The organism is Mycobacterium sp. IDUB_28, from assembly GCF_055419285.1.
In genome coordinates this window covers 403,547-424,730 of the sequence record NZ_JBVAXK010000005.1, presented here as the reverse complement: position 1 = coordinate 424,730, position 21,184 = coordinate 403,547, and the positions used below count along the sequence as shown (strand labels likewise).

Sequence of the window (21,184 nt, the reverse complement as noted above, 5' to 3'; positions counted from 1 at the left end):
GGGCGGGGTGGCTTACGCAGCCACGGAGGGACATCGACATGCTCCAGGGAATCGCCCGGCTGGCCATCGCGGCACCACGACGCATCATCGGCATCGCCGTCCTGGTTTTCATCGCCGCGGCGATCTTCGGCATCCCGGTCGCGAACAGTCTGTCGCCGGGCGGCTTTCAGGACCCGAACTCCGAGTCCGCGCGCGCTATCGCGGTGCTCACCGACAAGTTCGGGCAGAGTGGCCAGCAGATGCTGATCCTGGTCACCGCCCCCGGCGGGGCTGACAGCGAGCAGGCTCGCAAGGTCGGCACGGAGATCGTCGACGAACTCAAACAATCTCCGCTGGTGTACAACGCCACGTCGCCGTGGACCGCGCCGCCCGCCGCCGCGACCGAACTGGTCAGCAAGGACGGTCGGGCAGGACTGATCGTCGTCAACCTCAAAGGCGGGGAGAACGACGCGCAGAAGAACGCCCAGACCCTCGCCGACCGCATCGTGCACGATCGCGACGGCGTCAAGGTCGAGGCCGGCGGTTCGGCGATGGAATACGCACAGATCAACAAACAGAACCAGGCCGACCTGCTGGTCATGGAGATGATCGCGATTCCGTTCAGCTTCCTGGTGCTGGTCTGGGTGTTCGGCGGACTGCTGACCGCGGCGCTGCCGATGGCCCTCGGCGCGCTGGCCGTGGTGGGGTCGATGTCGGTGCTGCGGCTGGTCACCTTCGCCACCGAGGTGTCGATCTTCGCGCTCAACCTGAGTACCGCGTTGGGCCTGGCCCTGGCCATCGACTACACGCTGTTGATCATCAGCCGATACCGCGACGAACTCGCCGACGGGTGCGACAGCGAGCAGGCGTTGATCCGCACGATGGCCACCTCCGGCCGGACCGTGATCTTCTCGGCGGTCACGGTGGCGCTGTCGATGGCGGCGACCGTGCTGTTTCCCATGTACTTCCTCAAATCCTTCGCCTACGCGGGCGTTGCGACCGTGGCCTTCGTGGCGACCGCCTCGATCGTGGTCACCCCCGCCGCCATCGTGCTGATGGGTTCGCGCATCGACGCACTCGACGTGCGACGGCTGTTGCGCCGCGTTTTCCGTCGCCCCGAACCGGTGCACAAGCCGGTCGAGCAGCTGTTCTGGTACCGGTCCAGCAAGCTGGTGATGCGCCGCTGGCTGCCACTCGGCGGCGCGGTGGTGGCATTGCTGCTGCTGCTCGGGTTGCCGTTCTTCTCGGTGAAGTGGGGTTTTCCCGACGACCGGGTATTGCCGACGTCGGCGTCGTCGCATCAGGTCGGCGACCAGTTGCGCACCAACTTCGCGCGTGATTCGGCCACCGCGGTGCCGATCGTCGTGCCCGATGCCCGCGGCCTGAATCCCGACGACCTGAGCGCCTACGCCGCGGCGCTGTCCCAGGTTCCCGACGTGGCGGCGGTAGCGGCCCCGACCGGTTCCTTCGTGGCAGGTAAACCCGCCGGCCCGCCCGGCGGCGCCACCGGGATGTCCGGCGGCAGCGCCTTGCTGACCGTGAGCAGCACCGCGCCGCTGTTCTCGCAGGCCTCCGACACCCAACTCAAACGGCTGCACCAGGTGGCCGGTCCGGGCGACCGGGTGGTCGAGATGGCCGGCGTCGCACAGGTCAACCGCGACAGCGTCGACGCGGTGACCGACCGCCTGCCGTTGGTACTCGGCCTGATGGCCGGGGTCACGGTCGTGCTGCTGTTCCTGCTCACCGGCAGCGTGGTGCTACCGGTGAAAGCCCTGGTGTTGAACATGCTGTCGTTGACCGCGGCGTTCGGCGCGCTGGTGTGGATCTTCCAGGACGGTCATCTCGGCGCACTCGGGACGACCCCCAGCGGCACCCTGGTCGCGAACATGCCGGTGCTGTTGTTCTGTATCGCATTCGGACTCTCGATGGACTACGAGGTGTTCCTGGTATCCCGGATCCGCGAATACTGGCTGGCGTCCGGGGCGGCCAGACCGGCCACGCCGACCCCCGCCGAGGCGCACGCCGCCAATGACGAGAGTGTGGCACGCGGGGTGGCCCGCACCGGCCGGGTGATCACCGCGGCGGCGCTGGTCATGTCGATGTCGTTCGCGGCGCTGATTGCCGCCCACGTGTCGTTCATGCGGATGTTCGGTCTGGGCTTGACGCTCGCCGTGATCGCCGACGCCACCCTGGTGCGAATGGTCCTGGTGCCGGCCTTCATGCATGTGATGGGCCGCTGGAACTGGTGGGCCCCCAAGCCGTTGGTGTGGCTGCACGAGCGGTTCGGGATCAGCGAAGGCGGTGCCGCCGAGCAGACCGGTGCCGCTCGGGACGCAGCGGTCGCGGACGCCGGCCCGGCCGCGGCTCAGCCCGGCAACAACGGCCGCGAGATCCACGCCTCGGTGACCCGCAATGGTTGACGTGGCGGTGGGCGGACTGCGCCGCCGGCGCGCTCCCCGCGGGCTGGGGGATCGGCTGCGCCACGAAATCCTGGCTGCGGCCACCGATCTGTTGCTCGAAACCGGCCAGGCCCGGTCGGTCTCGATCCGCTCGGTCGCCGAGCGGGTGGGCGTCACGTCGCCGTCGATCTACCTGCATTTCAAGGACAAGGACGCACTGCTGGACGCGGTGTGCGCGCACTACCTGGACCGGCTCGACGACGAGATGGCGCATGCCGTCGTCGGGCAGCCGTCCGCCGTCGAGGTGCTGCGGGCGCAAGGGCGGGCCTACGTGCGGTTCGCGCTGCACACCCCGGAGCTGTACCGGTTGGCCACCATGGGTGAGTGGCGCTCGGGCAGCAACGTCGATATGGCGTTGGACAGCGCGGCGTTCAAGCACCTGCGCGCGTCGGTGCAGACGTTGATGGACGAGGGCGTGTACCGGGCCGACGATCCGACCGTGATCGCGCTGGAAATGTGGGCCGCGATGCACGGGCTGGCAGCGATCCTGATCGCCAAGCCGCATCTGCCGTTCGGTGACATCGACGCATTCGCCGACCGGGTGCTGGCCACGGTGCTGTGCGGGCATCTGGTGGCCGGGATCGTCGGCGCGGGTGCCAGCCCCCAGCAGTCGGCGGAGTGGGTGCTGGGACACCGTGCGCGGGAGCGGTCATGACGGCCGCGAAGGTGCAGAACCCGTTTTTCGCCCGGGTGTGGCCGGTGTTCGCCGCCCACGAAGCCGAAGCGGTGCGCGCGTTGCGTCGGGAGAATCTGGCCGGGCTTTCGGGCCGGGTGCTGGAAGTCGGCGCCGGCTGCGGCACGAATTTCGCCTACTATCCCGACACCGTGACCCAGGTGGTCGCCGCCGAACCCGAGCCACGGCTGGTGGCCAGGGCCCGGGCGGCGGCTGCGGATGCACCGGTCTCGGTGCTCGTCACCGATCAGACGGCCGAGGACCTCGACGACGGGCAGACGTTCGACGCGGTCGTCTGCTCGCTGGTGTTGTGCTCGGTGCACGATCAGACCGGCGTGCTGCGCCGGCTGCATTCGTTGCTGCGGCCCGGTGGGGAGCTGCGGTTCCTGGAGCACATCGCCAGTACCGGCGGCCGGGGTCGCCTGCAGCGGGTCGCCGACGCGACCCTCTGGCCGAAGCTGTTCGGAAACTGTCACACCCACCGCGATACCGAGCAGGCGATCGTCGACGCCGGGTTCGAGGTGTACACGTCGCGCCGGGAGTGGACGCTGCCGGCCTGGGCGCCGCTGCCGGTCTCGGAGTTGGCGTTGGGCCGGGCGCGGCGGGCCTGACTCATTGCGCCGAGCCTGTAGTGAGGCCGTGTTTTCGGACCCACGGACGGCCTGGGTACCGCGTCGGCGTCACCATTACAGGCTCGCCGCCCGATAGTTCAGCGCATCGCGCACTCGCGCGACGATCTGGTTCGGACTATCGGTCACTGTCACCCGAATAACGATCCAGCCGAGCCGCTCCAACGCTTCGCGCCGATGGTTGTCTCTGGTGTACTGCCAACGATCGACGCGATGATGTTCCCCGTCGTATTCAACGGCGACCATCAGGTGCTGCCAACCCATGTCGAGGTAGTACAGCTGCCCCCGGTCGGTGGTCACCGGTATCTGGGTAGTGGGACGGGGCAGGCCTGCCCGGAGTAGCAACAACCGCAGCGCGGTCTCTCGGGGCGATTGCGCACCGGCATCCACCAGCTGCATCGCCGCTTCCAGTTGCCTCAGTCCGCGGGCGCCGCGGTGCTGTTGCGCTATGGCGTCAACGTCCTCGACGGTGACGGCGGTGGCCCGCAGCAGCGCATCCAGCTGAGCTACCGCCGTGCCGAGTGGCTTGCGTCGACCGATGTCGAATGCGGTGCGTCGCGGCGTCGTGACAGCGAGCCCGGCAACCACCGAGTGGTCTTGGGACCTAAGGCGCACGTCGTAGGTGCGGATACCACGTGGTGGTCGGGTGTTTCGCCAGATCAATTCGATCGGCGATTGCTGGTCCACCCATCGCGAGCCGTGCCAGGCTGCAGCACTCAGCCCGGCCACTACGCCTCGGCGGAGCGACCACAACCATGCCGCCTCGGTACGCTGCCGCAGCGTCAACACTGCATCACGCTCGACGTAGACGTCGGGCAGCGCCGCGCGATACCGAGACCGCAGTTGACACCGCCGCAGCCGGCCGGAGGCTATCGCTTCGCTGCCGATGAAGGGGGAGGATTCCGAGTTCGTCATCACGGCAGGATCACGCCTTCGAAGGATGGTGCCTGACCGAATGAGCCCGGCGAACGCGCTGCTGTGCACCAACCTGGATCTGTGCGCAGCCGAGCCTGTAGTGAGGGCGCTATCCCGGCCCAGCCGACGGCCTGAGTACAGGGTCGGCGCCTCCAGTGCAGGTTCGACGCGCCCAGGCTCTAGTTCAGCAGCGCCGGGAGGCGTTCCAGCAGCCCGGGCAGCGCCGTACTCGCCGACTCACGCAGGCTCAGGGTGGCGCTGCTGCTCAACGGTGTGGGCTCGGGGTTGACCTCGATGACCGGGGTGCCGCGCGATATGGCCAGCTCGGGCAAGCCGGCGGCCGGGTAGACGATGGACGAGGTGCCGACGACCACCACCACGTCGGCGTTCTCGGTCGCCTCCACCGCGTGCCGCCACGGCCCCTGCGGCAGCGCCTCACCGAACCAGACGATGTCGGGCCGGATCAGCCCCCCGCAGTGGCACACCGGCGGCTCCACTTCGATCGCGGCTTCGGTCATCACCGGCAGCTGCTGCTCATACCGTGAACCACAACGCGCACAACGAAATTCGAAGAGACTGCCGTGCAGGTGGTGCACCCGGGCGCTACCGGCGCGCTCGTGCAGGTCGTCGACGTTCTGGGTGACGACGGTGACGTCGGCATGGTTCTGCCACTCCGCGATCGCCCGGTGACCGTCGTTGGGCTGGACGCCACCCACCAGGTAGTGGCGCCACAGATACCAGCCCCACACCCGCTCGGGATTACGTTCCCAGCCCTGCACGCTGGACAATTCGTACGGATCGAAGCGGGCCCACAAACCGTTCTTGTCGTCCCGGAACGTCGGCACCCCGCTCTCCGCGGAAATGCCCGCGCCGCTCAGCACCGCCACTCGCATCCCACAAACATAGCTGCGCGTGGGCAATACTGGGACTGTGGAACTGCGCGATTTGCTGAGGGTCGACGTCAAGGCGGGCAAGCCCCTGTTCGACCAGCTCAGAACCCAGGTGATCGACGGGGTCAGGGCCGGTTCGCTGCCGCCGGGCACCCGGCTGCCGACCGTGCGCGAGCTGGCCGGCCAGCTCGGCGTGGCGGCCAACACCGTGGCCCGCGCCTACCGCGAACTCGAGTCCGCGGCCGTCGTCGAAACGCGCGGGCGGTTCGGCACTTTCATCTCCCGGTTCGATCCGACCGACGCCGCGATGGCCGCCGCCGCCAAAGAGTACGTCGACGTGGCCCACGCCCTGGGGCTGACCAAGAACGACGCGATGCGCTACCTCACGAACGTCCCGGACGACTGAACTCCAGCAGAGTGATGTTGGGCCGCAACGAGTCCAACAGGCCCACCCGGTAGACCGTCGACATGGCGGCATTGAGCACCCGGCCGCGCCCGGGTGGCAGCTTCACGTCATGTACCGCGCTCACCCCCGGCACCGTGTTGACCAGGTCGGCGGCCTGCGCCACCGACAGGCTGAACGGCATCTCCGGAACCTTGTAGCGCAACGACGTCCGCAGGCCCACCCGGGTGAACAGGCTGAACCAGCGCGGCGGCACATCGAAGATCAGCTGACCGCCGGGGAACCGCTTGGCGCATTCGGTGATCAGTTCCATCGACTGCTCGGGTTGCAGATACATCAGCAACCCCTCAGCGGTGACGAACACCCCGTCGGTGGGGTCCACCGCGTCCATCCAGCTGTAGTCCAACGCCGACTGAGCCAGTGCCGACACCCGCGGCGACGCCGGCAGCAGCTGCCGTCGGATATCCACGATCGGCGCTAAATCGACCGTGAGCCAACGGAATTGACTGTCAGGCAGAGCGGCTTGCAGCCGCCAGAAGCTGGTCTGTAGACCCTCGGCCAGCGCTACCACGGTGGCCGAGGGGTGGGTACTGAGATACTCCTGGGCCGCTCTGTCGAAGGCCCGCGCCCGCAGCGCGATGTCCTGGCCGGTGCGGCCGAACTTGGCGAAGTCGAAGTCGATGGAATCCGCCAGGGTCACCGCCATCGGGTCCTCGATGATGGCGTCGGGGCGGCGCGCTTCGCCGGCTCTGGCGTTCAGGGTCAGCAGCGCCGTTTCCGAGACACCGGTGAGCGTCACCTGGTGCGGCTGCTGGCTCACCTGAGCACCTTGCCCAGGGTGCGCAGATTACGGCTGGTGGTCGACGACTTGTAGCGCTTCTGGCCCATGGTCGCGCCGATGGTGCTGTCCAGGGTGCTGCCTTTGGGCACCTGCCAGTAGATGACGCCGTCGCCGCGGCTGATCTGCTCCTTCGGGACGGGCTCGAGGTCGGCGAGTTCGTCGAGGATGTCGGCGTCGCTGACGAACGTGACGTAGGACTGGTACCCGTCGCGCTCGCGTTCGAACGGGTACGCCTCGTCGATGGCGCGCACGGTGTCGATGTCGTACGCGAGCACCCACGCCTCGTACCCGAACCTCTCGCGCAGGGCGGCCTCAGCCTTCTCACGCACGGCGGCGACCCCGGCCGACGACTCCAGCAGGATGTTGCCGGTGGCCAGGATGGTTCGCACGTTCTCGAACCCGGCTTCGGTCAGGGTCGCGGCCACGTCGGCCATCTTGAGATTGACGCCGCCGACGTTGACGCCCCGCAAGAATGCCGCGTACTTGGTCATGGCTCAATTTCACCAGGCCGGTATCGGACGTAGGCTTTCGGCATGGGGCGTCAAGTCTTCGACGACAAGCTGCTTGCCGTGATCAGTTGCAATTCGATTGGGGTGCTGGCCACCATCAAACGCGACGGGCGTCCCCAGCTGTCCAACGTGCAGTACCACTTCGACCCGCGGCAGCTGCTGCTGCAGGTCTCGGTCACCGAGCCGCGGGCCAAGACGCGCAACCTGCGTCGCGATCCGCGCGCCTCGCTGTTGGTCGACGCCGACGACGGCTGGTCCTACGCCGTCGCAGAGGGCGTCGCCGAACTCACCCCGCCGGCCGCCGCGCCCGACGACGCCACGGTCGAGGCGTTGATCAGCTTGTACCGCAACATCGCCGGTGAACACCCGGACTGGGACGAATACCGCGAAACTATGGTCACCGACCGGCGGGTGCTGCTGACGTTGCCGATCTCGCACGTGTACGGGATGCCGCCCGGCAAGCGATAGGCTGCCGAGCATGGCTGAATCGCAATCCCCGGAGGACGAGACCAAGCGCAAGTTTCGGGAAGCCTTGGAACGCAAGTCCGCGAAGTCGGCGGGGGGATCTGACCACAAGGATGGCAGCGGTAAGCAGGCACGGGCGCACGGTGCCGTCGGCAATCGTCGGGAATTCCGCCGCAAGAGCGGCTAGTCAGGCTCCGCGAAAGCTGTTGTCCGACAAGATGGTCCTGGTGCACTCACGGCGGGGTCGACGTCGGATCGCGGTCAGCCTGTGGTGTTGCGCCCGTGCAGTTCTAGACTGAGCTCGTGCCGAAGCTGCAGCTTGCCCAGGAGCCGGCCGCCGACGGCCTGCTGAGCGAGAATCCCTTCGCGTTGCTCGTCGGCATGTTGCTCGATCAGCAGATTCCGCTGGAGGTCGCCTTCGCCGGCCCCAAGAAGATCGCCGACCGGATGGGTGGCCTCGACGCCGCCGAGATCGCCGACTACGACCCAGACAAGTTCGCCGCGCTGTGCTCGGAAAAGCCTGCGATACACCGGTTTCCGGGTTCGATGGCAAAGCGGATCCAGACGTTGGCGCAGATCATCGTGGACCGCTACGACGGTGACGCGGCAGCGGTGTGGCAAGCCGGGGACCCCGACGGCAAGGAACTGTTGAAGCGCCTGAAGGCGCTGCCCGGTTTCGGCGAGCAGAAGGCGCGGATCTTTCTGGCGTTGCTCGGCAAGCAGTACGGCGTGACGCCGACGGGTTGGCGGGCTGCAGCGGGCGAGTACGGCAAGGCCGGCAGCCATCTGTCGGTCGCCGACATCTTCGACGCCGAGTCGCTCGGCCGGGTGCGGTCGTACAAGAAGCAGATGAAAGCTGCGGCCAAAGAGAACGCAACAGGAAAGGCGGCCAAGTGAAGACGCACATTACGTGTCCGTGCGGTGAAGCCATCGTCGGCAAGGACGAGGACGAGCTGGTGGAGTTGACCCAGGCTCACCTGGCCAGCGTGCACCCGGGGTTGGACTACGACCGCGACGCGATCTTGTTCATGGCCTACTAGCTGCAGGTCCCCGCGCCGCCTGGCGAAGGCGGTTGCGTGCTAGGGCACGACCGTAGTGCCGATGGTGGGCATGAACTGGCACTGCCGGTCTTTGGTCGTCACCTGGCCGAAGATCGTCGACATGATGCTGCCCGAACCGGTCTCGACGATCGCGGTCAGCGTCGTCGGCCCCTCACCGTTGATGTCGGTGCGCGGCTTGAGCGTGGCGCTGCCGGACTTGCCGGTGGTGAGGTTGATCCAGGTGACGTTCAACGGCAGCCGCTGCACCTCGGCGGGTCCCGGGGTGCCGACCGCGGTGAAGACGTAGGCGGTCTGGCCTGCCGCCGGGCCCGGCGTCGGGATGGCGGCCGGACCGGCCACCGACAGCGCCGTGGCCAGGGCGTTCGAGCCCTCACCCAGGCAGTTGGTGCCGATCGAGGGATACATGAAGTCCTGGGTGGGCGGGGTGTCCGGGCCGAAACCCGGCGGGGGAGCGGGGGCGCCTGCCGGGGCAGGGGCGGGTGCGGGTGTGGCCGCGGCGGCCGCCGGAGCGGCGACGGGTGCGGGTGCGGCCGGTGGTGCACTCGGTGCCGGGACCTCGGCACGGACCGGCGCGGGTCCGGGCAGCGGTGGCGACACCGGACGGGGATTGACCGGCTCGCCCACCGGTGGCGGGCCCGCGGCGTAGACGGGATCGACGCCGGCCGGCAGGTGCTGCGGGACGCCGGGCACCACCCCGGGCGCGGGGACGTGCGGCACCGGACCGGACTCGGCGGGGTTGGCCGCCGGCACGGCCGGTTCGGCCACGAACTGATGGACCGACGACGCGACGTTCTTGGATTCGGCGGGTGCCGCCGGGTTGCGGGTGAACGCCTGCGCCGCGGCCATCAACAGTTGCGTGGCTTGGGTCGGGTCGCTGGCTGCTTGCTGAATGATCGGACTCAACTGGGTCAACGCCGGCAGCCCAGGTAGCTGTTGGGCAGGGTCGGTCGGCGGTGCCGCCGGGTCGGCTGCCGCGCTCGGACTGAGTGCGAACGCGGCAGCCGATATGACGACGACTGCGGCCAAACCTCTGGACAGACTCCAAGTGCTTGCCACGGTGTTTCTCCCGGTTTTCAGTAGTTGGTCAGCCGTCGGCGGACAGGATTCAGGGCAGCGCCGCAAGCAGGGTCTGCGGACCTGCTGCCGCGGGCGCGGCGGCGGCGGGTGCCCCGGCGCCCGACAACCCCGGAATCGCTCCGCTCAGACCCGGAATCGCGCCAGCGAGTCCAGGAAGTGACGACGCCAGCCCGGGCAGCGACGCCGCGGGTGCAGCCGGAGCCGCCGCCGGAGCGCTCAAACCCGGAAGTGGCGACGTCACACCGGGGATGCCCGGCACAGCGGCCGGGGCTGGGGCGGCAGCCGCCGGCGCGGCGAGGGACGGCAGCGGCGTGTTGACGCCCGGAATGGACGGGACACTGGCCGGGGCAGGTGCCACGGGAGCAGGCGCAGCGCCGATCCCTGGGATCGGTGCATTCACCCCGGGAATCGTCGGGACCGTCCCGGGTGAGGGCGCGGCAGGTGCGGGTGCGGCCTGTGCGGGTGCGGCCTGACCCGGGATCACCGCGGGCAGGCTCAACCCGCCCGGAGCGGCGGGCGCCGGGTCCGGTGCGCGCAGCACACCCTGCGGAGCCGGCGACGTCGCCGGCGCCAACGGCGGGGTGGCGCCCAGAGCGGTGGCGAGGTTCTGCAGAATCTGCGGGGCGTTGGCGGCCGAAGCGATCAGCTGCTGAGGAATGTTGGGCGGCGCCGGCGCCGGCGCGGGGTCGGCGTGGGCGATACCGCCGGTCAGTAGTGCGGCGGACGAACCGACCAGAACGGCGGCGGCCCGTGCGTAGGTCCAAATGGATGGCATGACTCTCCCTGGTTGTCTTCAACTGGCTTCAGCAGGCCCCCGGAGGCCCCTGTGGACGAAGCTAGCCTGGTACAGAAGTGACTCAAGTGACACGTGTGGCATTTACGGGATCGTTACTGATACGAGTGGCAGCAGTGACCGGCCACCTGGGATTCGTTACGCCGCCGTGATGCAACGCGGCGCCACACCCGCAGAATGGTGCGCTGACTAAAGTCGGGCGGATAGACACCACTTCGGCCGCCCCGGCGGCAATGCCCACCAACCGGCGATGGGTCGCTTCGCTGGCACCGCTGGCGCTGATCTTCAGCGTCGGCGCGCGATTCGGCTGGACGTACCTGGCCCCGCACGGCGCGAACTTCGTCGACCTGCACGTATACGTGGGAGGCGCCTCGGCTCTGAACCACCCCGGCACCTTGTACAGCTACGTCTACGCCGATCAGACCCCCGACTTTCCGCTGCCCTTCACCTATCCACCGTTTGCTGCGGTGGTGTTCTACCCGCTGCATGTCCTGCCGTTTGGGGTACTGGCCTTCCTGTGGCAGGCCGCGACCGTGGCGGCGCTCTATGGCGTGGTGCGGCTGAGCCAACGGTTGCTCGGGGTGGCTGCAGACCGGCGCGCGGCGATGCTGTGGACTGCGGCCGCCATCTGGATCGAGCCGCTGCGCAGCAACTTCGACTACGGGCAGATCAACGTCTTCCTGGTCCTTGCCGTGTTGTGGGCGGTGTGCACCAGCAGGTGGTGGTGGTCGGGCCTGCTGGTCGGGCTTGCGGCCGGCGTCAAGCTGACTCCCGCGGTGGCCGGGTTGTACCTGCTGGGTGCGCGTCGGTGGGCGGCGGCGCTGTTCTCGGCGATCGTTTTCCTGGCGACGGTCGGGGTGTCGCTACTGATCGTGGGCGACCAGGCCCGCTACTACTTCACCGACCTGCTGGGCGACGCGCACCGGATCGGGCCGGTCGCGACGTCGTTCAACCAGTCCTGGCGCGGCGCCATCTCGCGGATCCTGGGTTACGACGCCGGTTACGGGCCGTTGGTGCTGATCGCCATCGCGGTGACGGCCCTGGTCGCGGTCCTGGCGTGGCGGGCGTTGGCGGCCGCCGACCAGCTGGGCAGGTTGCTGGTAGTGGAGATATTCGGGTTGCTGCTGTCACCGATTTCCTGGACGCACCACTGGGTCTGGTTGGTGCCGTTGATGATCTGGCTGATCCACGGGCCGCTAGGGGAACGGCCGGGGGCGAAGATCCTCGGGTGGGGCTGGCTGGTACTCACCGTCATCGGCGTGCCCTGGCTGCTGAGCTTCGCCCAGCCGACGATCTGGGTGATCAGCCGGCCGTGGTATCTGGCGTGGGCGGGCCTGGTCTACCCGGTGGCCGCGATGGTGACGCTGGTCTGGATCGCCGGGACGCGCCGCACGTCAACCGAGGCGCCCGCACCCGCGCAGCCGGGCGATCGCTGAGTCAGTCGCCGACGATCCCGTCGATATCGCGCGCCATGTCGATGTCGTGCTGGGTGATGCCGTTCTCGGCGTGCGTCACCAGGGCGAAAGTGACTGTCGTCCAACGGATGTCGATATCCGGGTGATGGTCCTTGGCTTCCGCGTGCTCGCCCACCCGGCGTACCGCGTCGATACCGTCCAGGAACTTCGGAAACTTCACGGCCCGCCGGATGGTGCCGTCGACCCGTTCCCAGCCGTTGAGCTCGGGAAGTGCGGCGTCTACTTGCTCGTCGGATAACACAGCCATGGCTCGTAGGTATACCCTCACTGCCCATGCCAAACCAGATCGTCGTAGCGGGAGCCCTGATCCGCGACGCGACTCTGCTGGTGGCGCAGCGCAATCGACCACCGGAGTTGGCGGGACGCTGGGAACTGCCCGGCGGCAAGGTGGCACCCGGCGAGACCGAGCCCGATGCGCTGGTGCGCGAGTTGAGTGAGGAGCTCGGGGTCGACGTGGCAGTCGTCGAGCGCCTGGGCGAAGACATCACCGTGAATGCGGCGACGACGCTGCGGGCCTACCGGGTCCGGCTGCTCGGTGGCGAACCGCGCGCCCACGACCACCAGGCGCTGCGGTGGGTGACCGCCGACGAGTTGCCCGACGTCGACTGGGTGCCGGCCGACCGCGCCTGGCTGGCCGACTTGGCCCGCGCGCTCTGACCCGCGACCTCTTTCCCAGCGCTGATTCTGCGCTGGGGGCGTCTTGAACTCGCACTTCTCCGCCTTGGCCGCAGAGTGAATCGGCTGACAATCAGCCCATCCAGGCCTCACCCAGTTCGCTATCCGCGAGCCCCGCTGCCACAATCACCGACGTGCCATTCCGTAACGTCGCCATCGTCGCTCACGTCGACCACGGCAAAACCACCCTGGTCGATGCGATGCTGCGGCAGTCCGGCGCCCTGACCCACCGCGGCGACGACACCCAGGAACGCATCATGGACAGCGGTGACCTGGAGAAGGAAAAAGGCATCACCATCCTGGCCAAGAACACTGCCGTGCACCGCCACGGTCCGGATGGGACGGTCACCGTAATCAATGTCATCGACACCCCCGGTCACGCCGACTTCGGTGGCGAGGTGGAACGCGGACTGTCCATGGTGGACGGGGTGTTGCTGCTGGTCGACGCGTCCGAGGGGCCGTTGCCGCAGACGCGGTTCGTGCTACGTAAGGCACTGGCCGCGCATCTGCCGGTGATCCTCGTCGTCAACAAGACCGACCGGCCGGACGCGCGCATCGCCGAAGTGGTCGAAGCCAGCCACGACCTGCTGCTCGATGTCGCCACCGACCTCGACGACGAGGCCGCCGCCGCCGCCGAACATGCGCTGGGTTTGCCGACGCTGTACGCATCGGGGCGGGCCGGGGTCGTCAGCACCACCCAACCCCTGGACGGACAGGTTCCGGACGGCACCAACCTGGATCCGCTGTTCGAAGTCCTCGAGAAACACGTCCCCGCTCCGACCGGTGACCCCGAGGCGCCGCTGCAGGCCCTGGTCACCAACCTGGACGCGTCAGCCTTCCTAGGCCGGCTCGCGCTGGTGCGCATCTACAACGGCAAGCTGCGCAAGGGCCAGCAGGTGGCGTGGATGCGCGAGGTGGACGGACTGCCGGTCATCACCAACGCGAAGATCACCGAACTGCTGGCCACCGAGGGCGTCGAGCGCAGTGCCACCAGCGAGGCGGTGGCCGGGGACATCGTCGCCGTGGCCGGGCTGCCCGAGATCATGATCGGCGACACGCTGGCCGACCCCGACCACGCGCACGCGTTGCCGCGCATCACCGTCGACGAACCGGCGATCTCGGTCACCATCGGCACCAACACCTCGCCACTGGCCGGCAAGGTCTCCGGGCACAAGCTGACCGCCCGCATGGTCCGCAACCGCCTGGACGCCGAACTCGTCGGCAACGTCTCCATCCGGGTGGTCGACATCGGCCGGCCCGACGCCTGGGAAGTGCAGGGCCGCGGTGAGCTGGCGTTGGCGGTGCTGGTCGAGCAGATGCGCCGGGAGGGTTTCGAGCTCACCGTCGGCAAGCCCCAGGTAGTGACCCGCACCATCGACGGCAAGCTGCACGAGCCGTTCGAGGCGATGACCATCGACTGTCCCGAAGAATTCGTCGGCGCCATCACCCAATTGATGGCCGGGCGCAAAGGCCGGATGGAGGAGATGAAGAACCACGCCGCCGGTTGGGTCCGGATGGACTTCATCGTGCCCAGCCGGGGTCTGATCGGCTTCCGCACCGACTTCCTGACCCTGACCCGCGGCACCGGCATCGCCAACGCCGTGTTCGACGGGTACCGGCCCTGGGCCGGCGAGATCCGCGCCCGGCACACCGGGTCGCTGGTCTCCGACCGCACCGGCACCATCACCCCGTTCGCCATGCTGCAACTCGCCGACCGCGGCCAGTTCTTCGTCGAACCGGGCCAGGACACCTACGAAGGCATGGTCGTCGGGATCAATCCGCGCGCTGAGGATCTCGACGTCAACGTCACCCGCGAGAAGAAGTTGACGAACATGCGTTCCTCGACCGCCGACGTGATGGAGACACTGGCCAGGCCGCTGGAACTCGACCTGGAACAGGCCATGGAATTCTGTGCGGCCGACGAATGCGTCGAGGTGACCCCGGAGATCGTCCGGGTCCGCAAAGTAGAACTGGATGCGACATCCCGGGCCCGCTCGCGGTCGCGCGCGAAGGCTCGGGGTTAAACCGGGTGCTGCTCGATACGCTGTGGGGCGTGCTGCACCGAGCCCGCTACGTCCTGGTGGTGCTCGGCGTGCTGGTGGCCGCGATCGGTCTGGTGCTCTCAGGTTGCACGGTGAGTCCGCCGCCGGCGCCGCAGAGCACCGATACCCCACGCAACACGCCGCCCCCTCCGCAGCACCCGACCCAGATCATCATGGGCATCGACTCGATCGGCGCCGGGTTCAATCCGCATCTGCTCTCAGATCTGTCCCCGGTGAACGCCGCGATCAGCGCGCTGGTGCTGCCCAGCGCCTTCCGGCCGGTGCCCGACCCGAATGCCGCAACGGGATCGCGCTGGGAAATGGATCCAACCCTGCTGGTGTCCGCCGAAGTGACCAGCGAAAACCCGTTCACCGTCTCCTACAAGATCCGTCCCGAGGCGCAATGGACCGACAATGCGCCGATCGCCGCGGACGACTTCTGGTACCTGTGGCGCCAAATGGTCAGCCAGCCCGGAGTGGTCGACCCGGCCGGGTATGACCTGATCACGTCGGTGCAGTCGCTCGAGGGCGGTAAGCAGGCCGTCGTCACCTTCGCCCAGCCCTACCCGGCGTGGCGGGAGTTGTTCAACAACCTGCTGCCGGCGCACATCGTCAAGGACGTGCCGGGCGGGTTTGCCTCCGGGCTGGCCCGTGCGCTGCCGGTGACGGGCGGCCAGTTCCGGGTGGAGAACATCGACCCGCAGCGCGACGAGATCCTGATTGCGCGCAACGACCGGTACTGGGGTGCCCCCGCCAAGCCCGCCTTGATCCAGTTCCGCCGCGCCGGGGCGCCGGCCGCGCTGGCCGATTCGGTGCGCAACGGCGATACCCAGGTGGCCCAGGTACACGGTGGTTCGGCTGCGTTCGCCCAGCTGTCGGCGATTCCCGACGTGCGGACCGCGCGGATTGTGACACCGCGCGTCATGCAGCTGACGCTGCGGGCGAACGAACCGAAGCTGGCCGACGTGCAGGTCCGCAGAGCAGTGCTGGGGCTGCTGGGCGTCGACCTGCTCGCGGCGGTGGGGGCCGGCAGTGACAACACCGTCACCCTGGACCAGGCTCTGATCCGTTCGCCCAGTGACCCGGGCTATGTCCCGACGGCGCCCGCGGCGATGAGCAGGGTCGCGGCGCTGGGTCTGTTGGAGGCCGCCGGTTTCCAGGTCGACACCACGACCGCATCCGCTACGCCGCCCAGCGCTGCGGTGAGTACCGGACCATCGGAAGGCATTCACGGCCGGATCAGCAGGGACGGCAAGCAGTTGTCGCTGGTGATCGGGGTGGCGGTCAACGACCCGACCTCAGTGGCAGTCGCGAACACCGCTGCCGACCAGCTGCGCAATGTCGGCATCGCCGCCAGCGTGCTGGCGCTGGATCCGGTGACGCTGTACCGCGAAGCCCTGACCAACCACCAGGTGGACGCGCTGGTCGGCTGGCATCAGGCCGGCGGAAACCTTGCCGCGTCGCTGGCCTCCCGGTTCGGCTGTGCCGCGCTGCAGGCGACCCAGGTCTCACCGCCGATCGCGTCGACGACCAGCCCGGCCGGCTCGACGACATCCAGCCCGTCGGCCGGACCGGCCACGACCCCGGTACCGACGACCTCCAGCCGCCCACCGGAGCCGGGAGCGCTGGTCAAGGCGCCGTCCAACCTCACCGGAACCTGCGATCCGAGCCTCGAGTCCAATATCGACGCCGCCCTCAACGGCAGCAAGAACATCAACGACGTGATCACCGCCGTCGAACCTCGGCTGTGGAACATGTCGACGGTGCTGCCGATCCTGCAGGACACCACGATCGTCGGGGCGGGACCGAGCGTGCAGAACGTCAGCCTGACCGGAGCGGTCCCGGTGGGCATCGTCGGGGACGCCGGCCAGTGGGTGAAGACCGGCCCCTGACGGCCCTCACCAGGGAAAATCAACCGCCACACGGCCCTCTGGCCGGGGCTTTCGGCGGCTAATTGCGCTCGTGCCAAATTGTTACGAAAAATATGGTTTGGATTTCGCTCGAGCGGTCAACACCCGCGATACGTTCGCCCGGGTGCCGTCGGGGGCAACATGGCGAGTTGGGGTCAACCAGCGTCTTGCTAGGTGAGGGGTCACCATGTCATCTGTCTTTGTCGAGCCACAAATAGTTGCCTCGTTCGCGTCGCAGTTGGAAGGAATTGGCTCGGCGCTGGGCGCCGCCAATACAGCCGCGGCGGGATCAACCACCGCGCTGCTGTCCGCCGCCGAGGATGAGATATCGGTGGCGATAGCGGCGCTCTTCTCCCAGAATGCGGTGGGCTACCAGGAGCTCAGCGCACAAGTGGCCCAGTCCTACGGGCGGTTCGTCCAGACGGTGGCCGCGGGGGCGAGCGCATACGCGACAGCCGAAGCCGGCGCCGCGCAGGCGCTGACCGGTCTGTTAGCCGCGCCGGCCGCGCCGCTGGACGTGTTCGCTCAGGCGCACGCCGCTTTCACCACCAACCTGGTCAACGCCGAAATCGGGTTCAACCAATCGTTGGTGGGCGCCGAGCTCGGTTTACAGCAACTGATTTTCGGTACCGACAACGCACTGGGCGGAGCGGTCAACGCCGGCTTCAACGCATTCAACTCCGTTGTGGGGGCGGGCCAGCAAGGCCTGAATCTTCTTGTGGGAGCGCAGGTTCCGGCTAACTTCAACGCCAGCCTGGCGGTCAACGGCACCGGAAACGTCGGATTCGGCGGGTTGTCGGGTGCCTTCGGCGGCAACCTGTCCGCCCTCGGCGCTCAACTCAATGCCGCCCTCTCGGGGAACCTCAGCGCGGGTCTGCCGGACCTTTCCGTACTGGTGCAGACGGGCAATTCGGTGATCGCGCAATTGAATTCGGGGATCGCGGGTCTGAACGGTCTGATTCAGACCGGCAGCTCGTTGGGCGCCCAGTTGGGTACGGCGCTCACCGGGGCGTTTGCCGGGGGGCTGCCTGACTTTTCGGCGCTGGCAGGCAGCTTCGGGGTGAACCTGCCTGCCCTGGCGGCGAACGTCAGCGGACAGCTCTCCGGGTTGGGTGCCGGGTTCAACGCGGCGCTGAACGCAGCCCTGTCGGGCAACTTCGGTGTCGGCCTGCCCGACTTCTCGGCCCTGACGCAGACCGGCGCCGCATTGTTCAGCGACTTCATCGCCGGGCTGCCGGCGCTGAACTTCGGTTTGGTACTTCCCGCCCTGCCGGGTGGATTCCCGTTCAATCTCACCGGCCTGGCGGCCAGCCTCAACGCCGGGCTCTCGGGTCTGAACGCGCAACTGAACGCCGCCCTGACCGGGGCGTTGTCCGGAAACCTCGGATTGCCGGATCTGTCCGTGCTGAGCCAGACCGGAGCCAGGCTGGTCGGCGATTTCAATGCCGCACTGGCCGGCCTGGGCGGTGGCTTCAATGTCGGCCTGCCCGCCCTGGTGGGCTCGTTCGGGCTGGATCTGCCGGCGCTGACGGCCAACTTCAACGGTGCGCTGTCGGGGCTGGGCGCCCAGGTCAACGCTGCCTTCACCGGGGCGGTCAACGGCGACTTCTCCGGCGTGGCCGCGCTGGTGAACCTCGCGGCCGGCGCGCCGAGTTTGGCTCTGACGCAGGCGGGTCTGATCCAGACCGGCTTGCTGGCCAGCTTTGTCAACGGGCAGCTGGCGTTCAACCAGGCCCTGGTCTCCGGCGAAATCGCTCTGCAGCGGGCCCTGTTCGGCAGCGAGTTCGCCTTCAACGGCGCCATCAGCAACGGCTTCAACGCGTTCAACCTGGTGCTGGGCACCGGAGAACAAACCGTCAACGTGCTGCTGGGTGCGGAGATGCCTTACGACTTCATTGGCAGCCTGCTCATCGGCGGCGCGGTACCGGGCATCGCCCCTACCGGCGGCCTGACCGGGATCGTGGACCAGCTGTTGCTGCTCAACGCGGCCCTGGGCGGCGATGCGTCGCTGGTGCAGCAGTTCGGCGCCTTCCGGGCAGACCTGGCCACCAACCTGCTCACCAGCCAGCTGGAGTTCAATCAGAACCTGGTGGCCAACCAGATCGCGTTGCAGGTCGGCCTGTTCGGCACCGCCAGTCCGCTGAACGGCGCGCTGAACAACTTCGGGAACATGATCAACTTCACGATCGGGGCGGGGCAGCAGACCATCAATGTGCTGCTCGGCGCGCCGGTAGGCGGCGGATTCGTCGGCGACCTGCAACTCGGTGGCGAGGCCGACGTCTTCGGCGGGTTGGAGACCGGCGGCCTGCTCGGCGCCTTCGAACAGAAGTGGCTGTTCGACGCGGCGCTGCTCAGCCTGCTCGGCTTCCCGATTCAGTTGACGCTCACCGGCGGATTGCCGGCGTTGCTCACCCAGCTGTCCACCGCCCTGTCGGGCGGCGTGAGCGTCGGCGGTTCGGTCGGCACGTAGCGATCTCAGCTGCTCAGCGGGCTGCACCGGATTTTCCAATGCAATTCAGAGAAAACCCCGGTCCGGCGCCACGGATATCGCTAGCATTCGCTCATTGTCGATAGCCACATGTGCAGTCGGGGAGGCTGCAGTGGCGCTAACGGGGGTGTGCGATGTCATTTGTAGCGGCGGTGCCGGAATTCGTGGCGGCTGCGGCCACCGATCTAGCCGGTATCGGTTCGGCGGTCGGGGCGGCCAGTTCGGCGGTCGCGGGGGCGACGACGGGGGTGCTACCCGCCGGCGCCGACGATATTTCAGCGGCGATCGCGGGATTGTTCGATTCGCACGGGCGGGCGTTCCAGCAACTCAGTGCCCAGGCCACGCAGTTCCACGACCAGTTTGTGCAGGTGTTGCGGGCCGGCGCGAATGCCTACGCCGGTGCGGAGGCGGCCAACGCCACTCCGCTGCAGGCGGCCGCGAATGCCGCGGCCGCGGGGCCGCTGCAGCAGCTGGAGCAGTTGCACATCGGTTTCAACACCAACCTGGTGGCCAACGAGCTGGCGTTCAACAAAGCGCTGGTGACCAGCGAGGTGGCGCTGGAGCGCCAGATCTTCGGCACCGACAGCGCACTCAACGGAGTGCTGAACCGCAGCTTCAACGTCGGCAACCTGTTGGTGGGTACTGGAGAGCAGGCGGTGAACCTGTTCTTCGGTGCACCCGAGCCGGCCGGTTTCACCTCCAGCCTGCTGCTGGGTAGCGGCGCACAACCATTCAATGGTGGGCAGGTCGGCGGTTTGGCCGGCGCCTTTTATCAAGGCTTGACGGTCCCGGCCAATGTGCTGGGTCTGGCGCCCACGGTGGCCATAGCGGGGATCCCGTCGGTCCCGTTCGGACAGTTGGAGGCGTCGCACATCGGGTTCACCTCGAACCTGTTGGCCAACGAGATCGCTTTCAATCAGGCGCTGGTGGCCAACCAGGTGGCGTTCGAGCAGCAACTCTTCGGCACCGACAGCGCCTTCAACGGGGTGCTCAACCGTAGCTTCAACGCCGGGAACCTGTTGCTGGGTACCGGTGAGCAGGCGGTGAACCTGTTCTTCGGTGTCGAGGAGCCGGCGAACTTCACGTCCACCCTGTTGCAGGGTACCGGGGCGCAGTCCTACAACGGCGGCCAAATCGGCGGCGTTGCAGGAGCTTTCGGTCAGGGTCTGGCGGCCGGCCTCAACTTCGTCGGGCTGGTCACCGAGCCGTTCAGCGCCTAATCCGCCTGCGCTGCAACGGGTTTGGGCGGTATCACGGTATCCACGATCAGCGCCAACTCGCGCCGCGTTGGTGGCGTGGCGGTCAGCATGAAGTGGTGGTTGATCAAGGCGGGGCCGATCCGCACGGTCAACGGGGTCAGGGTGGCGGGATCCAGTTCGCCGTCGCGGACCGCGGTCTGCAAGATCGACTCGATGATTTTCATGCGGGGCGCCACCACGGCGTCGGCGAAGATCGCGCGCAACTCGGGTTCGTGGATGAGCTGGCTGATGATCTGCAGGCCGGGAAAGTCGGTCTTGCCGGCCAGCACGTCGCTGTGCGCCGTGCAGACCGTCAGCAGGTTCTCCCGGGCCGACTGCCCGGGTCTCGGCTCGGGCAGTGGCGGCACGGTGTGGATCAGCGCGGCCTGTACCAGGTCGTGCTTGCTGGTCCAGCGCCGGTACAGCGCCGCCTTGCCGGTGTGGGCCCGCGCAGCTATGCCCTCCATCGTCAGGCCGCCGTATCCGACAGCGGCCAGTTCGGCCACCGTCGCGGCGTAGAGCGCACGCTCGAGTACTTCGCCGCGCCGGCGGCTCCGGCCGACAGTGTGGCTCACCTGCGACATCTGACGATAGTAGCCGTTGGCGTTCCTACTGGTCGTTTACGGGGGCCGCAGCTGGGTGGGCGCCAGCGTCCAGCGTCA

Annotated in this window: 22 protein-coding genes; 14 read left to right on the top strand and 8 right to left on the bottom strand. The window is 68.0% G+C overall.

Annotated features, from left to right (window positions below; translation table 11 throughout):
- The first annotated feature begins 38 nt into the window (after positions 1-38).
- The 3 genes from ACZYZ9_RS13620 to ACZYZ9_RS13610 are packed head-to-tail and all read left to right on the top strand — an operon-like array spanning position 39 to position 3,722.
- Positions 39-2,399: an MMPL family transporter gene (locus tag ACZYZ9_RS13620; RefSeq protein WP_463826764.1), complete on the top strand. Its 2,361-nt coding sequence runs from the start codon at positions 39-41 to the stop codon at positions 2,397-2,399.
- Entirely contained in the window at positions 2,392-3,093 is a 702-nt protein-coding gene (locus tag ACZYZ9_RS13615; RefSeq protein WP_463826763.1) for a TetR/AcrR family transcriptional regulator, read from the top strand. The genes ACZYZ9_RS13620 and ACZYZ9_RS13615 overlap by 8 nt, the downstream gene beginning before the upstream one ends.
- Entirely contained in the window at positions 3,090-3,722 is a 633-nt protein-coding gene (locus tag ACZYZ9_RS13610) for a class I SAM-dependent methyltransferase (RefSeq protein ID WP_463826762.1), read from the top strand. The genes ACZYZ9_RS13615 and ACZYZ9_RS13610 overlap by 4 nt, the downstream gene beginning before the upstream one ends.
- Positions 3,723-3,797: 75 nt before the next feature.
- Here ACZYZ9_RS13610 and ACZYZ9_RS13605 read toward each other — a convergent pair whose 3' ends face one another.
- Together ACZYZ9_RS13605 and ACZYZ9_RS13600 are read right to left on the bottom strand one after the other, a co-directional pair.
- Positions 3,798-4,655 (bottom strand): endonuclease domain-containing protein, encoded by an 858-nt coding sequence (locus ACZYZ9_RS13605; RefSeq protein WP_463826761.1) that lies wholly within the window; start codon positions 4,653-4,655, stop codon positions 3,798-3,800.
- 179 nt (positions 4,656-4,834) lie between these two features.
- A complete protein-coding gene (locus tag ACZYZ9_RS13600) occupies positions 4,835-5,548 on the bottom strand; it encodes an NAD-dependent deacylase (RefSeq protein ID WP_463826760.1) in 714 nt (237 codons plus the stop codon).
- Between the two features lie 37 nt (positions 5,549-5,585).
- Here ACZYZ9_RS13600 and ACZYZ9_RS13595 point away from each other — a divergent pair, with 37 nt between their 5' ends.
- Positions 5,586-5,951: a GntR family transcriptional regulator gene (locus tag ACZYZ9_RS13595; protein ID WP_463826759.1), complete on the top strand. Its 366-nt coding sequence runs from the start codon at positions 5,586-5,588 to the stop codon at positions 5,949-5,951.
- On the opposite strand, the gene ACZYZ9_RS13590 is transcribed toward ACZYZ9_RS13595, so the two are convergent.
- Both ACZYZ9_RS13590 and ACZYZ9_RS13585 read right to left on the bottom strand, forming a co-directional pair.
- Positions 5,929-6,768 carry a class I SAM-dependent methyltransferase gene (locus ACZYZ9_RS13590; RefSeq protein WP_463826758.1) on the bottom strand — a complete coding sequence of 280 codons (840 nt, stop codon included), beginning with the start codon at positions 6,766-6,768 and terminating at the stop codon, positions 5,929-5,931. The two genes, ACZYZ9_RS13595 and ACZYZ9_RS13590, sit on opposite strands and share 23 nt — an antisense overlap.
- Entirely contained in the window at positions 6,765-7,280 is a 516-nt protein-coding gene (locus ACZYZ9_RS13585) for a DUF1697 domain-containing protein (protein ID WP_463826757.1), read from the bottom strand. The genes ACZYZ9_RS13590 and ACZYZ9_RS13585 overlap by 4 nt, the downstream gene beginning before the upstream one ends.
- Before the next feature lie 42 nt (positions 7,281-7,322).
- Here ACZYZ9_RS13585 and ACZYZ9_RS13580 point away from each other — a divergent pair, with 42 nt between their 5' ends.
- The 4 genes from ACZYZ9_RS13580 to ACZYZ9_RS13565 all read left to right on the top strand — a co-directional run bounded on the left by ACZYZ9_RS13580 (position 7,323) and on the right by ACZYZ9_RS13565 (position 8,803).
- Positions 7,323-7,766 (top strand): PPOX class F420-dependent oxidoreductase, encoded by a 444-nt coding sequence (locus ACZYZ9_RS13580; RefSeq protein ID WP_463826756.1) that lies wholly within the window; start codon positions 7,323-7,325, stop codon positions 7,764-7,766.
- Positions 7,767-7,776: 10 nt separating this feature from the next.
- Positions 7,777-7,950, top strand: a complete 174-nt coding sequence (locus ACZYZ9_RS13575; protein WP_463826755.1) for a DUF5302 domain-containing protein — start codon at positions 7,777-7,779, stop codon at positions 7,948-7,950.
- 116 nt (positions 7,951-8,066) lie between these two features.
- The gene (locus ACZYZ9_RS13570) at positions 8,067-8,660 is read left to right on the top strand and encodes an HhH-GPD-type base excision DNA repair protein (RefSeq protein ID WP_463826754.1); all 594 of its coding nucleotides are present in this window, start codon (positions 8,067-8,069) and stop codon (positions 8,658-8,660) included.
- Positions 8,657-8,803 (top strand): hypothetical protein, encoded by a 147-nt coding sequence (locus ACZYZ9_RS13565; RefSeq protein ID WP_063892814.1) that lies wholly within the window; start codon positions 8,657-8,659, stop codon positions 8,801-8,803. Before ACZYZ9_RS13570 ends, ACZYZ9_RS13565 begins: the two co-directional genes overlap by 4 nt.
- A 39-nt stretch (positions 8,804-8,842) precedes the next feature.
- Here ACZYZ9_RS13565 and ACZYZ9_RS13560 read toward each other — a convergent pair whose 3' ends face one another.
- Together ACZYZ9_RS13560 and ACZYZ9_RS13555 are read right to left on the bottom strand one after the other, a co-directional pair.
- Positions 8,843-9,880, bottom strand: coding sequence for an Rv1157c family protein (locus tag ACZYZ9_RS13560; protein WP_463826753.1), 1,038 nt, complete (start codon positions 9,878-9,880; stop codon positions 8,843-8,845).
- A 49-nt stretch (positions 9,881-9,929) separates the two neighbouring features.
- Complete coding sequence (locus ACZYZ9_RS13555; protein ID WP_463826752.1) at positions 9,930-10,676, bottom strand: hypothetical protein; 747 nt, start codon at positions 10,674-10,676, stop codon at positions 9,930-9,932.
- 203 nt (positions 10,677-10,879) lie between these two features.
- Between ACZYZ9_RS13555 and ACZYZ9_RS13550 the strand changes: the two genes are divergently transcribed.
- Positions 10,880-12,130 carry a mannosyltransferase gene (locus ACZYZ9_RS13550; RefSeq protein WP_463826826.1) on the top strand — a complete coding sequence of 417 codons (1,251 nt, stop codon included), beginning with the start codon at positions 10,880-10,882 and terminating at the stop codon, positions 12,128-12,130.
- 1 nt (position 12,131) lies between these two features.
- Here ACZYZ9_RS13550 and ACZYZ9_RS13545 read toward each other — a convergent pair whose 3' ends face one another.
- Entirely contained in the window at positions 12,132-12,416 is a 285-nt protein-coding gene (locus tag ACZYZ9_RS13545) for a 4a-hydroxytetrahydrobiopterin dehydratase (RefSeq protein ID WP_463826751.1), read from the bottom strand.
- Positions 12,417-12,442: 26 nt separating this feature from the next.
- Here ACZYZ9_RS13545 and ACZYZ9_RS13540 point away from each other — a divergent pair, with 26 nt between their 5' ends.
- The 5 genes from ACZYZ9_RS13540 to ACZYZ9_RS13520 all read left to right on the top strand — a co-directional run bounded on the left by ACZYZ9_RS13540 (position 12,443) and on the right by ACZYZ9_RS13520 (position 20,504).
- Entirely contained in the window at positions 12,443-12,826 is a 384-nt protein-coding gene (locus ACZYZ9_RS13540; RefSeq protein ID WP_463826750.1) for a (deoxy)nucleoside triphosphate pyrophosphohydrolase, read from the top strand.
- Between the two features lie 152 nt (positions 12,827-12,978).
- Positions 12,979-14,868, top strand: a complete 1,890-nt coding sequence (typA, locus tag ACZYZ9_RS13535; protein ID WP_463826749.1) for a translational GTPase TypA — start codon at positions 12,979-12,981, stop codon at positions 14,866-14,868.
- 29 nt (positions 14,869-14,897) lie between these two features.
- Positions 14,898-16,778 carry an ABC transporter family substrate-binding protein gene (locus ACZYZ9_RS13530; RefSeq protein ID WP_463826825.1) on the top strand — a complete coding sequence of 627 codons (1,881 nt, stop codon included), beginning with the start codon at positions 14,898-14,900 and terminating at the stop codon, positions 16,776-16,778.
- A 205-nt stretch (positions 16,779-16,983) separates the two neighbouring features.
- Complete coding sequence (locus tag ACZYZ9_RS13525; RefSeq protein ID WP_463826748.1) at positions 16,984-19,266, top strand: PE family protein; 2,283 nt, start codon at positions 16,984-16,986, stop codon at positions 19,264-19,266.
- Between the two features lie 152 nt (positions 19,267-19,418).
- On the top strand, positions 19,419-20,504 hold the full coding sequence (locus ACZYZ9_RS13520) for a PE family protein (protein WP_463826747.1): 1,086 nt from the start codon (positions 19,419-19,421) through the stop codon (positions 20,502-20,504).
- Here the strand turns inward: ACZYZ9_RS13520 and ACZYZ9_RS13515 are convergent.
- Positions 20,501-21,106 carry a TetR/AcrR family transcriptional regulator gene (locus ACZYZ9_RS13515; RefSeq protein WP_463826746.1) on the bottom strand — a complete coding sequence of 202 codons (606 nt, stop codon included), beginning with the start codon at positions 21,104-21,106 and terminating at the stop codon, positions 20,501-20,503. The genes ACZYZ9_RS13520 and ACZYZ9_RS13515 overlap by 4 nt on opposite strands.
- Between the last annotated feature and the right edge of the window lie 78 nt (positions 21,107-21,184).

Bases quoted from the DNA above. Each gene is read 5' to 3' on its own strand.
- ACZYZ9_RS13620 (WP_463826764.1), top strand. From the start codon at position 39: ATGCTCCAGGGAATCGCCCGGCTGGCCATCGCGGCACCACGACGCATC.
- ACZYZ9_RS13615 (WP_463826763.1), top strand. From the start codon at position 2,392: ATGGTTGACGTGGCGGTGGGCGGACTGCGCCGCCGGCGCGCTCCCCGC.
- ACZYZ9_RS13610 (WP_463826762.1), top strand. From the start codon at position 3,090: ATGACGGCCGCGAAGGTGCAGAACCCGTTTTTCGCCCGGGTGTGGCCG.
- ACZYZ9_RS13605 (WP_463826761.1), bottom strand. From the start codon at position 4,655: ATGACGAACTCGGAATCCTCCCCCTTCATCGGCAGCGAAGCGATAGCC.
- ACZYZ9_RS13600 (WP_463826760.1), bottom strand. From the start codon at position 5,548: ATGCGAGTGGCGGTGCTGAGCGGCGCGGGCATTTCCGCGGAGAGCGGG.
- ACZYZ9_RS13585 (WP_463826757.1), bottom strand. From the start codon at position 7,280: ATGACCAAGTACGCGGCATTCTTGCGGGGCGTCAACGTCGGCGGCGTC.
- ACZYZ9_RS13580 (WP_463826756.1), top strand. From the start codon at position 7,323: ATGGGGCGTCAAGTCTTCGACGACAAGCTGCTTGCCGTGATCAGTTGC.
- ACZYZ9_RS13575 (WP_463826755.1), top strand. From the start codon at position 7,777: ATGGCTGAATCGCAATCCCCGGAGGACGAGACCAAGCGCAAGTTTCGG.
- ACZYZ9_RS13555 (WP_463826752.1), bottom strand. From the start codon at position 10,676: ATGCCATCCATTTGGACCTACGCACGGGCCGCCGCCGTTCTGGTCGGT.
- ACZYZ9_RS13545 (WP_463826751.1), bottom strand. From the start codon at position 12,416: ATGGCTGTGTTATCCGACGAGCAAGTAGACGCCGCACTTCCCGAGCTC.
- ACZYZ9_RS13540 (WP_463826750.1), top strand. From the start codon at position 12,443: ATGCCAAACCAGATCGTCGTAGCGGGAGCCCTGATCCGCGACGCGACT.
- ACZYZ9_RS13525 (WP_463826748.1), top strand. From the start codon at position 16,984: ATGTCATCTGTCTTTGTCGAGCCACAAATAGTTGCCTCGTTCGCGTCG.
- ACZYZ9_RS13520 (WP_463826747.1), top strand. From the start codon at position 19,419: ATGTCATTTGTAGCGGCGGTGCCGGAATTCGTGGCGGCTGCGGCCACC.
- ACZYZ9_RS13515 (WP_463826746.1), bottom strand. From the start codon at position 21,106: ATGTCGCAGGTGAGCCACACTGTCGGCCGGAGCCGCCGGCGCGGCGAA.